The organism is Aeromonas sp. s13 (assembly GCF_040907905.1).
Taxonomy (GTDB): domain Bacteria; phylum Pseudomonadota; class Gammaproteobacteria; order Enterobacterales; family Aeromonadaceae; genus Aeromonas; species Aeromonas veronii.
In genome coordinates this window covers 127,516-140,163 of sequence record NZ_JBFOCS010000074.1, presented here as the reverse complement: position 1 = coordinate 140,163, position 12,648 = coordinate 127,516, and the positions used below count along the sequence as shown (strand labels likewise).

Annotated in this window: 10 protein-coding genes; 7 read left to right on the top strand and 3 right to left on the bottom strand. The window is 58.2% G+C overall.

Features of this window, described 5'->3' with window-relative positions; genetic code table 11:
- Window positions 1-297: 297 nt before the first annotated feature.
- Window positions 298-1,164, top strand: a complete 867-nt coding sequence (tesB, locus tag AB5Y82_RS16315; protein ID WP_005338122.1) for an acyl-CoA thioesterase II — start codon at window positions 298-300, stop codon at window positions 1,162-1,164.
- Between the two features lie 78 nt (window positions 1,165-1,242).
- Here tesB and aceK read toward each other — a convergent pair whose 3' ends face one another.
- The gene (gene aceK / locus AB5Y82_RS16310) at window positions 1,243-2,970 is read right to left on the bottom strand and encodes a bifunctional isocitrate dehydrogenase kinase/phosphatase (RefSeq protein WP_368174248.1); all 1,728 of its coding nucleotides are present in this window, start codon (window positions 2,968-2,970) and stop codon (window positions 1,243-1,245) included.
- A 206-nt stretch (window positions 2,971-3,176) separates the two neighbouring features.
- Here aceK and AB5Y82_RS16305 point away from each other — a divergent pair, with 206 nt between their 5' ends.
- The 4 genes from AB5Y82_RS16305 (at window position 3,177) to thrC (ending at window position 8,873) form a co-directional block, all read left to right on the top strand.
- On the top strand, window positions 3,177-3,881 hold the full coding sequence (locus tag AB5Y82_RS16305) for a tRNA/rRNA methyltransferase (RefSeq protein ID WP_368174247.1): 705 nt from the start codon (window positions 3,177-3,179) through the stop codon (window positions 3,879-3,881).
- A 263-nt stretch (window positions 3,882-4,144) separates the two neighbouring features.
- Window positions 4,145-6,604: a bifunctional aspartate kinase/homoserine dehydrogenase I gene (thrA, locus tag AB5Y82_RS16300; RefSeq protein ID WP_368174246.1), complete on the top strand. Its 2,460-nt coding sequence runs from the start codon at window positions 4,145-4,147 to the stop codon at window positions 6,602-6,604.
- Window positions 6,605-6,606: 2 nt separating this feature from the next.
- Window positions 6,607-7,602 carry a homoserine kinase gene (gene thrB, locus AB5Y82_RS16295; protein ID WP_111901735.1) on the top strand — a complete coding sequence of 332 codons (996 nt, stop codon included), beginning with the start codon at window positions 6,607-6,609 and terminating at the stop codon, window positions 7,600-7,602.
- Window positions 7,599-8,873, top strand: a complete 1,275-nt coding sequence (thrC, locus tag AB5Y82_RS16290; protein WP_111901734.1) for a threonine synthase — start codon at window positions 7,599-7,601, stop codon at window positions 8,871-8,873. The genes thrB and thrC overlap by 4 nt, the downstream gene beginning before the upstream one ends.
- Before the next feature lie 109 nt (window positions 8,874-8,982).
- Here the strand turns inward: thrC and AB5Y82_RS16285 are convergent, their stop codons facing one another.
- Window positions 8,983-9,630, bottom strand: coding sequence for a winged helix-turn-helix domain-containing protein (locus AB5Y82_RS16285; protein ID WP_368174245.1), 648 nt, complete (start codon window positions 9,628-9,630; stop codon window positions 8,983-8,985).
- A 485-nt stretch (window positions 9,631-10,115) separates the two neighbouring features.
- The gene (locus AB5Y82_RS16280) at window positions 10,116-10,631 is read right to left on the bottom strand and encodes a transposase (protein ID WP_111901381.1); all 516 of its coding nucleotides are present in this window, start codon (window positions 10,629-10,631) and stop codon (window positions 10,116-10,118) included.
- 598 nt (window positions 10,632-11,229) lie between these two features.
- On the opposite strand from AB5Y82_RS16280, the gene AB5Y82_RS16275 reads away from it, so the two are divergent.
- Both AB5Y82_RS16275 and deoD read left to right on the top strand, forming a co-directional pair.
- Entirely contained in the window at window positions 11,230-11,607 is a 378-nt protein-coding gene (locus AB5Y82_RS16275; RefSeq protein ID WP_162632637.1) for a hypothetical protein, read from the top strand.
- 302 nt (window positions 11,608-11,909) lie between these two features.
- Window positions 11,910-12,611 carry a purine-nucleoside phosphorylase gene (gene deoD, locus AB5Y82_RS16270; protein WP_005303072.1) on the top strand — a complete coding sequence of 234 codons (702 nt, stop codon included), beginning with the start codon at window positions 11,910-11,912 and terminating at the stop codon, window positions 12,609-12,611.
- Window positions 12,612-12,648: the final 37 nt, after the last annotated feature.

Here is a 12,648-nt window from a genome sequence, read left to right as displayed (position 1 = left end):
CGAGTAATCGCGCTGTGTCCGTTTCACACCTTGTCCCATCGGGTTCTCCATTTATTGGGGGGAAAGGTGTAAACCATATTCAGGACGGGACACGGCCAAGCAAAAGGCCCGCACCAGATGGTGCGGGCTTTTTTGTATCCAATGTTTACATCCAATACCCGCCCTGCACAGGCCAAAGGGCGGTGGGTAAGGGGGGGCGGGGCGTTTCTGTCGTCAGCTTGCCCGCTAAGACGTGGCCGAGGTTGCTCTGCTCCGGTGAGCTTGTTAGCCTGTGCGGCTCTGATAGAGGAGTGAACGATGAGCAAGGTACTTGATGAGCTGCTGGCGTTGCTGGCGCTGGAAAAAATCGAGGAGGGCCTGTTTCGGGGCCAGAGCCAGGATCTCGGTCTGCGGGCCGTGTTTGGCGGACAGGTAATGGGGCAGGCCTTGTCAGCCGCCAAGCAGACGGTCGAGACCGGCCGTCAGGTTCACAGTTTTCACTCCTACTTCCTGCGTCCGGGGGATGTGACCCGTCCCATCGTCTATGACGTGGAGAATATCCGTGACGGCCAGACCGTCTCCACCCGCCGGGTCAAGGCTATTCAGGGCGGCAAGCCCATCTTCTATCTCAACGCCTCGTTTCAGGTGCCCGCCGATGGTTTCGAGCATCAGGCGCAGATGCCCACCGGCATCACTCCGCCGGAGGAGCTCAAGAGCGAGCTGGAGCTGGTGCGTCCCTACGAGAACCTGATCCCGGCCTCCCTGCGCGACAAGATCCTCTGCGAGCAGCCCATCGAGATGCGCCCGGTGACCCTGGTCGACCCTATTCGGCCGACGGTGCAGGACCCGGTGCGTCACGTCTGGTTCAAGGCCAACGGCCAGATGCCGGACGATCTGCGGGTGCACAAATACCTGCTGGCCTACGCCTCCGACTTCAACTTCCTGCTCACCTCGCTGCAGCCGCACGGGGTGTCCTACTGGGAGCCGGATATGCAGGTGGCCACCATCGATCACTCCATGTGGTTCCACCGGGATTTCCGCTTCGACGACTGGTTGCTCTACGTGGTAGACAGCCCGAGCGCCAGCAGCGGTCGCGGTCTGGTACGCGGCCAGTTCTTCACCCGTGACGGGGTGCTGGTGGCGAGCACCATGCAGGAGGGGGTGATCCGCCGTCGCGGCAGTTAAGGCGCAAAGCGGATAGCAAAACGGGGTGGCTTGGGCCACCCCGTTTTCGTTGCTGCCATTTGCGCTGGGCCAGCGGGATCAGCCGCCGCGCTGGTACTTGAAGCGCTTCTTGCGCCGGTAGGGATAGACATCCTCGAACACCCCCACCTTGATGTTGCTCTGCAGCATCTTCCAGTAGTTGGCGTCGAACATCTCCTTGTGCAGCTGCAACATGATCTCCCGCACCTGCGGCTTTTGCAGCAGGAAGGTGGCGAACTCCTCGGGGAAGATGTCGTTGGGGGCCACCGAATACCAGGGCTCGGCGCTCCACTCATCCTCGGGGTAGCGCGGCGGCGGGATCTGGCGGAAGTTGCACTCCGTCATGTAGCAGATCTCGTCGTAGTCGTAGAAGACCACCCGGCCATGGCGGGTGACGCCGAAGTTCTTGAACAGCATGTCCCCCGGGAAGATGTTGGCCGCCGCCAGCTGCTTGATGGCGTTGCCGTACTCCTCCAGCGCGAGCCGGGTCTGCTGCTCGTCCGCCTTGTCCAGATAGAGGTTGAGGGGGATCATCTTGCGCTCGGTGTAGAGGTGCTTGATCACCAGCTTGTCGTCCGTGATGGTGAGGGCCGAGGGGGCCACCGTCTTGAGTTCGGCCAGCAGTTCGGGCGAGATGCGATCCAGCGGAAACTCGAAGTTGGTGAACTCCTGGGTATCGGCCATCCGGCCAACCCGATCGTGCTGTTTAACCAGCCGGTATTTCGCCTTTACCTGCTCGTGGCTCACATCCTTCGGGGGGGTGAACTCGTCCTTGATCACCTTGAACACCACATCGTAGGAGGGGAGGGTAAACACGCTCATTACCATCCCCTTGATGCCCGGCGCGATGATGAACTGATCCCGACTCTGGGCCAGATGGTGGCGGTAGTGGCGATAGAGCTCGGTCTTGCCGTGCTTCTGGCAGCCGATGGCGTTGTAGATCTCGTAATCGGGCTTGTGGGGCATGATCTGGCGCAGGAAGGCGACAAACAGCGCCGGTTCGCGGGCATAGACCATAAAGTAGGCGCGGGCGAAGCCAAACACGATGGAGGCGAGATCCGGCTCGAAGATGACGGTGTCCACATAGATGCTCTGGCCGGTGCTGAGCAGGGGCAGGATAAAGGGGAAGACCTGATCCTTCACCCGGATCAGCCCCACCAGATAGGCCCCCTTGTTGCGGTAGAACACCTCTTTCAATAGCTCGATGGCAAACGGCTCATCATGCAGGATTTGCGGGCCGTTCTCGGCAAGATGGCGGTGGATGTCGACAATATCCCGCTGCTTGTCCTCATAGGGGAGGGTGAAACTGTAATCCCCCAGCAGCTGGCTCAGGGTCTGCGGCAGGTGGGCGAGATCGGTGCGATAGATGCGCAGCAATGCGCTGAGATCGGGCTTGTCACCGCGGCTGACGAAGGGGTGGATATAGAGGTTCTCGTCGCGGATATTGCGATGGCGAAAGATCCGGCGATAGACGGAGTTGAAGAAGGACTCCGCCACCTCGAAGTTGTCACAACGGGGCAGCAGATCGCTGAAAGCGCTCTTGACCCGCTTGAGCAGCTCCTGGGTGGCGTGGTGCTCCCCCATCATCTGGCGGATGGAGCTGGCGGTGGCCCCCACATGGTGGTCATAGAGGCGAATACGCTCGCGCCCGGCGAGCTGCACTCCCAGCCAGTCACTGTTCTCGAAGCGGCTCTTGCTGCCCTGGGTTATCTCGAGAAACCGGCTGTAAAACGACTCGAAGCGTTGCAAGATAGTCTCGGCGACGGCCTGTTCCAATGGCTGCTGCATCTCTCTCTTCCTTGTGATCTGTCGGGCCGATAGCGCGAAGGATTGGGTGTAATTTGTTCACACGTCAGGCCACTATCGCAACATTCAAACGTCTGTTCAAGTGGCAATTTTCGGGGATAAAAGGTAGATTGCGCCCCAGTTTTGGTGATGGTTTAGCGACTGTTTGCTGTCTGTTTGAGAGGCCGTCCGGCCTGTGAGGAAACCCGATGAAGCTCTATTTTGTCCTGGTGGCACCTGCCCGGCCTGCGAACGTGGGGGCAGCTGCCCGCGCCATGAAAACCATGGGATTCGATGCCATGCGACTGGTGGCGAGCCGGGTACACGAAGAGGAGGAGGCGAGCTGGGTAGCTCACGGCGCGCAGGAGATCCTGACCCAGGCCGAGGCGTTCGAGACCCTGCCCGAGGCGCTGGCCGACATGGATCTGGTGATCGCCACCACCGCCCGTGAGCGCGGCCGTTACCAGCACTACCTCACGCCGGGGGAGATCCGCGAGCAGATCCGCGCCAAGCCATCGCTCGGCAAGGTCGCCATCGTTTTTGGCTGCGAGGAGTCGGGGCTCTCCAACGAGCAGCTGGCCGAGGTCGATCTCATCAGCTATCTGCCCCTCAAGGTAAGCTACCCCTCCCTCAATCTGGGGCAGGCGATCATGCTCTACGCCTACGAGATGAGTCAGCTGATGGATGAGCTGAACGCCGACGGCGCCGCTGCAGTAGCAGAAAATTTTGATAATGCCGGGCAGGTTCGGGTGCTGAAAAGCAAAACAGCAGAATTGCTTGGTGAGCTCGGAGTTTCGCAGGATGAAAAACTGCATCAATGGGTGATGGATCGGGTACCCATGCTGCCGCAGCGGGATTTGAACATGCTCCACCTGCTCTGCAAAGACCTTGCGCGCCGCTTTGGGCGCGAGTAGCGAAGAGGTTTAAGTTGACAGCCCATCGCCCGCCGCGGTATTGCTAAAAGCCAGCTTCGTCAACGAGTGTTCGTCATGCAGTTATTCACCAACGTCATCACCACCACCATTATTACCGGTACCACCACAGGTGGCACTGGGGCCGGTTGATGCGCTGACGAACAAGCACAGAAATCAGAAAAGGCCCGTACCCACCCAGTACGGGCCTTTTTGTTGGATTGGTTTTTAGATTGAATTTCATAGATTTACAGGGAGAGAAAGCGATGAGAGTGTTGAAATTTGGCGGGTCTTCACTGGCCGATGCAGAACGTTTTTTACGGGTGGCCGATATCGCGGTCAACACCCACGGCCAATCTCAGGTAGCCCTGGTGCTCTCTGCACCTGCCAAGGTGACCAATCATCTGGTGGCGCTGGTGGAACAGACCAGCCGCGGCATGGATGCCAGTTCCACCCTGTTTGAAGTCAACGGCATCTTCTCCCGCCTGCTGGCCGGGTTGAAGGCGGCCTATCCGGCGCTCGATGACAAGGCGCTGCTGGCCCGTCTCACCGCCGAGCTGGATCAGGTGGAGCGGCTGATGCAGGGCATCCGTCTGCTGGGCCTCTGCCCGGACAACGTGCAGGCGCGCATCCTGAGCCGTGGCGAGAACCTCTCCATCGCCTTTATGCACGAGTTGCTGCGGGTGCGCGGTCTGGATCTGGAGCTGATCGTACCGGAAGAGCTGCTGGTGACCGATGGCGGTTATCTGGAAGCCCATGTCGATATCGAAGCCTCCCGCCTGCGCTTTGCCGCCAAGGGATTACGCAGCGATTGTCTCTATCTGATGCCGGGCTTTACCGGTGGCAGCGACAAGGGCGAGACCGTGCTGCTGGGCCGCAACGGCTCCGACTACTCCGCTGCCGTGCTGGCCGCCTGTGTCGATGCCGAGTGCTGCGAGATCTGGACTGACGTCGAAGGCTGCTACAGCTGCGACCCCCGTCTGGTGCCGGATGCCTACTTGCTGAAAACCCTCTCCTACAAGGAGGCGATGGAGCTCTCCTACTTCGGCGCCAAGGTGCTGCACCCGAAAACCATCGCGCCGGTGGCCCAGTTCCATATTCCATGCCTTATCAAGAACAGCTTCAACCCGCAGGGGCCGGGCACCCTGATTGGCCCCGAGAGCGGCGATGATGACCTGAAAGTGAAGGCCATCTCCGATCTGGCCGGCATGTGCATGTTCAACGTATCCGGTCCCGGCATGAAGGGGATGGTCGGCATGGCCGGTCGCATCTTCTCCGCCGTCTCCCGCGCCGGGGTCAGCATTGTGCTGATCACTCAATCCTCTTCCGAGTACAGCGTCAGCTTCTGTATCCACAGCTACGACAGTGACAAGACCCGCAAGGTGCTGGAGCGCGAGTTCGAGCTGGAGTTCAAGAACCAGCTGCTCGACCCGCTGGAGATCATGAACGATCTGGCCATCATCTCCCTGATCGGTGACGGCATGCGTACCAGCAAGGGGATGGCGGCCCGCTTCTTCACCTCGCTGGCGCAAGCCTCCATCAATATCGTCGCCATTGCGCAGGGCTCCAGCGAGCGCTCCATTTCGGCGGTGGTGCGGGATCGCAAGGTGGCGGAAGCCATCAAGGCGTGCCACCAGAACTTCTTTGGCAGCCAGCAGTTTATCGATCTCTTTGTGGTCGGTGTCGGTGGCGTCGGTGCCGCGCTGGTGGATCAGATTGCCCGCCAGCAACCGGTACTGGCCGAGCAGGGCACTGGCCTTCGCGTGGTCGGCATCGCCAACAGCCGCCAGATGGCGGTCAACAAGGATGGCCTGAACCTCGCCAACTGGCGCGAACAGCTGGTGGAAGCCCGCGACAGCTTCTCGCTGGAAGGGGTGAAAAAGCTGGTGGAAGATAGCCACATCATCAACCCGGTGATCGTTGACTGCACCTCCTCCGAGGAGGTGGCCGTCCAGTATGCCGACTTCCTCGCCGCCGGTTTCCATGTGGTCACCCCGAACAAGAAGGCCAACACCGGCTCGCTCGATTACTACAAGGCGCTGCGCCGCACTGCCCGCCAGACTCGCCGCAAGTTCCTGTACGAGACCAACGTGGGCGCCGGTCTGCCGGTTATCGAGAACCTGCAGAACCTCATCAAGGCCGGTGACAAGCTGCGTGCCTTCGACGGCATTCTCTCCGGTTCGCTCTCCTTTATCTTCGGCAAGCTGGATGAAGGGATGGCCTTCTCCGAGGCGACCCAAATCGCCCGCAGCAACGGCTTTACCGAGCCGGATCCCCGCGACGATCTCAACGGCATGGATGTGGCGCGCAAGCTGCTCATTCTGGCTCGTGAGGCTGGCATGGCGCTGGAGCTCTCCGATGTCGAGGTAGAGCAGGCGCTGCCGCCGGGCTTTGACGTGAGCGGCGACGTGGAAGCCTTTATGGCCCGCCTGCCGGAGGCTGACGGCTGGTTCCGCGACCAGTTCGCCGCGGCCCAGCGTGAAGGCAAGGTGCTGCGTTATGTGGGTTCCATCGAGGGTGGCAAGTGCAAGGTCGCCATCAAGGCGGTCGGTGGTGACGAGCCGCTGTTCAAGGTCAAAGACGGGGAGAACGCGCTCGCCTTCTTCTCCACCTACTACCAGCCGATCCCGCTGGTGCTGCGCGGCTATGGCGCCGGTACCGAAGTGACTGCGGCGGGCGTCTTTGCCGACGTGCTGCGCACCCAGAACTGGAAGCAGGAGCTATAAGCATGAGTTCAGACATGTACCCCTCTTATATGACGGACGGCGGTAGCGTAGTCGCCTACGCGCCTGCCTCCAGCGCCAACCTGAGCGTGGGATTCGATGTACTGGGGGCGGCGCTCGCCCCCGTGGATGGCTCTCTGCTCGGCGATCGGGTGCAGGTAAAAGCGGCTGACGTGCCTTTTGCGCTGTCCTCTGTGGGCCGCTACGCCCACAAGCTGCCGGACGATCCGAAAAAGAATATCCTCCACGACTGCTGGGTCGCCTATGGCGAGGCGCTGGAGAAGCGCGGCCTCGGTCTCAAGCCGCTCGAAATGGTGTTGGAGAAGAACCTGCCGGTCGGCTCGGGTCTGGGTTCCAGCGCCTGTAGCGTGGTGGCGGCGCTGGAGGGGCTCAACGCCTTTCACGGCGAGCCGCTCGATGAGCACGCCCTGCTGCTGCTGATGGGGGAGATGGAAGGCAAGATCTCCGGCTCCGTTCACTACGACAACGTGGCGCCCTGTTATCTGGGCGGCATGCAGCTGGTGCTGGAAGAGCACGGCGTTATCAGTCAGGGTATTCCGGTGTTCGATCAGTGGTACTGGGTGGTCTGCTACCCGGGTACCGTGGTTTCGACCGCCGCCGCCCGCGCCATTTTGCCGGCCCAATATCGCCGTCAGGATTGCCTCACCTACGGTCGTCGCCTGGCTGCCTTTGTCCACGCCAGCTACACCGGACAGGAGGGCTTGGCGGCGAGCGTACTGAAAGACGTGATTGCCGAACCCTACCGCGCGGCGCTGATCGAAGGCTTTGCCGAGGTGCGGGCGCAGGCGGCCCAGAACGGGGCGCTGGCCACCGGCATCTCCGGCTCCGGTCCCACCGTGTTTGTGGTGATGAAGGATCTGGCGCAGGCCGAGCGGATGAAGGATTGGATGGAAGCACATTTTGTGCAGAACGAAGATGGATTTGCCCGGGTCTGCAAACTGGACATGGCCGGGGCACGGGTAACAGGAAGCGAGCTATGAATCTCTACAACATCAAGGACAACAGCGAACAGGTGAGCTTCGCGCAGGCGGTGCGTCAGGGCTTGGGTCGCGAACAGGGGCTCTTCTTCCCCGAACAACTCGAACCGCTCGCCGATGTGGATGCCCTGCTCGATCTGCCGCTGGCCGAACGCTCTGCCCGCATCCTGAGCCACCTGCTGGGGGACGAAGTGCCCGCCGCCAAGGTGAGCGAGCTTGTTAACGCCGCCTTCACCTTCCCGGCGCCGCTGGTCAAATTGAAAGATGGCACCTATGCCCTCGAGCTGTTCCACGGCCCGACCCTGGCGTTCAAGGATTTCGGCGGCCGCTTTATGGCCCAGTGCCTCGCGGCCTTTAGAACAAACGACAAGATCACCATTCTCACCGCCACCTCCGGCGACACTGGCGCCGCCGTGGCCCACGCCTTCTACGGGCTGGAGGGTATTGAAGTGGTGATCCTCTATCCCAAGGGCAAGATAAGCCCGCTGCAGGAGAAGCTCTTCTGCACCCTCGGCGGCAATATCCGCACCATCGCCATCGATGGCGACTTCGATGCCTGTCAGGCGCTGGTAAAACAGGCCTTTGATGACGAGGCGCTGAAAAAGGCCATTGGCCTCAACTCCGCCAACTCCATCAATATCAGCCGTCTGCTGGCGCAGGTTTGCTACTACTTCGAAGCGGTGGCCCAGTTGCCCAAAGCCTCCCGCGCCAAGGCGGTGATCAGCGTGCCGTCCGGCAACTTTGGCAACCTCACTGCGGGCTTGATTGCCAAGGCGCTGGGGCTGCCGGTGAAGCGCTTTATCGCCGCCACCAACGCCAACGATACCGTGCCGCGCTACCTGAAAACCGGTCAGTGGGAGCCGCACCAGACAGTGGCAACCCTGTCGAACGCCATGGATGTCAGCCGCCCCAACAACTGGCCGCGGGTCGAGGAGCTCTGCCGTCGCAAAGGCTGGGCGCTGGAGACTTTGGGCTCCGGCATGCGTGACGACGCCCAGACCCGCGATGCGCTGAAACGCCTTCATCAGCTGGATTACCTCTGCGAACCCCACGGCGCCATTGCCTGGGATCTGCTGGGCGAACAGCTGGCCGAGGACGAAGTGGGGGTGTTCCTGTGCACCGCCCATCCTGCCAAGTTCAAGGAGTCGGTGGACGAGATCCTGCATCTCGATGTACCGCTGCCCGGCCCGCTCGCCAAGCATGCCGAACTGCCGCTGCTCTCCGTGGATTTGCCAGCGGAGTTTGCCCGGTTAAGGGCGTTTTTGGTGGGTTAAGCCGCCGAGTTGAGATAACAGATAGAAATAAAAATCCCCCGGTAACGGGGGGTTTGTATTTGCTCATATGTCTGTTTTATTTATGGCGTGGTAATATTCCAATTATTGTTTAAAGTTCATTTTTCTCAAAAGCTAACTGCTTTTCGATTAAATATGTTCGACCATTATATGTAATATACCAAACTTCATCTCCAAACTCATCTCTAGTTTTATTTATCAAACCAAGTCTCTCAAGCTTTTCAAGATGGTACTTGACCCAGCCAGTAGTCCTTCGCCCGTCAAATAATCGAACAATTGTACTTTCAGAAATGTTCTCATCTTCTAACATACTTAATATTTCATATTCAGTTTCATTCAGTAACATATTATTTATTATACTGCCCTCTTCATTTTCAGTATCTATTTTTGCAGGGGTACTTTCATTTAGCTTGACTTTCAGTCTCTCGATCTCTGCATCTTTTTTACCTAAGTCAGCGATAAAGACATCTTCTAGTCGTTCTATTTCTCGGCGTAGCTCTACGGACTCCTTGATTGTAAGAAGCGTCTCGCTTTCTATTCTTCTCTTAATGTTAGAGAGCGATTTTTGCCGATTTCTAGTGAACTTAAATACAAACTCTGCAGGGTATGGATATATAAATATATACGCAAGCGCTGTAAGTGTAGGATATGCCAGTCCATTTAAATATATTGAGCTTTCTGGTGTGTAAAGGACCTCGCTTATTATTCTATATTTTTCTAATATTGGTTCTTTAGACATTATCAAGAGTGGTAATTTATAATTCCACACTATCCATAAACAATAAAACTGCCCATTAAGGGGCTAACTGCTCTATCATACAGATGAGCCTTTATTGAGTTAAAAACATCCTCTAACATTTAATGCTCCTATTGGTTGCTTTTTGGTGAATTATTTAATGTTATTATGTTAATTAAAATGCCATCACGCCGTTTTGCTATTGTATGGTGCACATATAGATATGTCTGGTCATGTATTTACGGTATATGACAGGCGATGTTTTCCAAGTTTATATAATCGAATGGTGGTACATCTATCCCGTATGTTGGGCTAAATATCGTAGGTTGGTGCTGAACGAAGTGAAGCCCAACGTTTACCGTGAAAGCTAAAATTTATTTGGTTGTTGATTTTGGTATGTTCAAAATTCATCTTGTTTTGGAAATCATAAATCCCGTTTGTTGGGCTTCGCTGCGCTCAGCGCCAACCTACAACACATCCCAAGCCGATTATTCCCGACCCGAGTCACTATCAATGGCCCAATCTGGCATTATCCATCCTGCGGTGATATAGCGATGAATTGACGAGTAAGACCAATCGACCGGTTTGGCACAATAACCATGTTTGACCGGATTGAAGTGGATGTAATCGACATGGGCTTGTAGATCCTTGTCATCCCGGATCAAATGTTCCCAATAACGGCGTTGCCAGATACCGCGTTCCCGTTTTCTGAGTCGGCTCTCCCGTATCCGCTCTGTTTTGGCAATGCCCCGTGAAAAGCCGGCCTTGATCAGAGACCAGCGCATGGGATAGTCACTGTCACCCGGCGGTAGTTGCCAAATGGCATGAAGATGATCCGGCATCACCACCATGGCAATAATCTCGAAGGGGTGTTGCTGTTTGACGTGGCGGGTCACTTCGCGCAGCAGGTCGATATGACGTACCAGCAGATCCTGCTGTCGGTCAGCCAGGTTGACGGTGAAGAACCAACATGCCCCACTGGTTGTTGCTCGGCGATAGCGCATGGTTCTCCTTTCCGGTATCGGGGTGAAATATTCGGTCTGTTCGGTTACACGAAATGGGAACCAACTAACCGGAGGCATACGTGTTGGGCTTCGCTACGCTCAACGCCAACCTACGCAATACATCAATCACTGTGCAAAACCCACGTTACCGCCCGTGGATTACAGCTTCCAAAATGCTCCATTAACCAGCTAGGGCTGCAACCAATCACTGATGAATAGGCACCGGATGGCTATGTTAAGCCAATCGAATCTGGCCACACCAGTCAAAAAATGACGTAAGTGTCAGTAACGACTGATTTTTTGCGCTGGCTCAATAAAAGGGTGTGGGCGGAGGCAGGATTCCCATGACCCTTGATTCTATTGGGGTTGGCGGGAAAGTAGGGGACAGGCTTGCTGTTGGAGAAGGCTTTACGGGGACAATCCCGCTCTGCCAATCGGCGCTATAGTGCGGGCGATGGTTGCCCTGTGCTCCGCTCCCAAGCTGGCGAGGCGGGGGAGCTGCGGCAACAATCAGCTGTTGCAATCACAGCCATTTGCAACACATCGTCATGCAAATATGACCATGCAAACACATCACCTGATAGAGAGGATATCTCCCATGAAGCGTACCATCCTGTTCGGCCTGCTCTGCGGCAGCGTGCTGTTGGCCAATCCGGTCTTTGCCAACGACACAGCCCAGTTGCAGTGCGAGGCGCAGGCCGCTGCCAAAAAGCTTAACGGCGCCGCCAAGACCAGCTTTGTCGGCAAGTGCGTGAAAGATGCCGCTGGCGCCGCGAGCGGCGAGTGCGAGAAGGTGGCCGCCGACAAGAAGCTGGCCGGTGCGGCCAAGAACAGCTTTATCCAGAAGTGCGTGAAGACGGGCGCGGCGGTGGATCCGGCGGCCAAGTGCGAGAAGGCGGCGGCCGACAAGAAGCTGGCTGGTGCGGCCAAGAACAGCTTTGTCCAGAAGTGCGTGAAGGATAGCGCCGCCAAGTAAGACATTTTCTCATCCGGTGTGTTTGCGGGGGGCCATCAGGCCCCCCGCGCTTTTTGGGGTGCTGGGGCGTTATCGCTGGGCGAGTGACGGCTCGCTTGCCGCAGGGGCAGGGCAGGGCTGGGTTGGGGTGGGGTGTGCGGGGGCAGACAAGCGGCGGCTAAGGGGGCTCGTGGGGGCGGCTCTTGAGAAGTTGCCGGAACTGGGATCTCGATCGGGGCAACAGGACTTTTGTCCTGCAAGGGGCGAGGGGGCGGGGGCTAGGATGCCCTCATCCACACGAGTCAAACTGGAGCACAACAATAATGACCGCTCATATCAATGCCAACCCGGGCGATTTCGCCGAGACCGTCATCATGCCGGGGGACCCGCTGCGGGCCCGCTATATCGCCGAGACCTTTCTGACCGATGCGCGCGAGGTGACCAATGTGCGCAATATGCTGGGCTACACCGGCTATTACAACGGCCAGCGCATCTCGGTGATGGGCCACGGCATGGGGATCCCCTCCATGGTGCTCTACGCCCACGAGCTGGTGAACGACTTCGGGGTCAAGCGGATCATCCGTATCGGCAGTCTGGGGGCGACCCAGCGCCACGTGCAGATGCGTGACGTGATTCTGGCACAGGCGGCGGGCACCGACTCCCCGACCAACGCCAAGCGCAGCGCCGGTTACCAGATGGCCACCTCGGCGGACTTCGCTCTGCTGCACAAGGCGTTTACCAAGGCGCAGGAGAAGGCGATTCCGGTCAAGGTGGGCAATATCTTCACCGGCGACCTCTATTACGATCCGGACGAAAACCTCATTCCGGCGCTGGAGAAGTTCGGCGTGCTCGGCATCGACATGGAGGTGGCCGGTCTCTACGGGCTGGCCCATCAGCAGGGGATAGAGGCGCTCGCCATCCTGACTGTCTCTGACCACTGCCTGACCGGTGAAGAGACCACGGCCGAAGAGCGGCAACTCTCCTTCAACCAGATGATCGAGCTGGCGCTGCACACCGCGCTGTAAGCGCCGCAGCCCGCCCAACCCTGCACGCACCCTGACC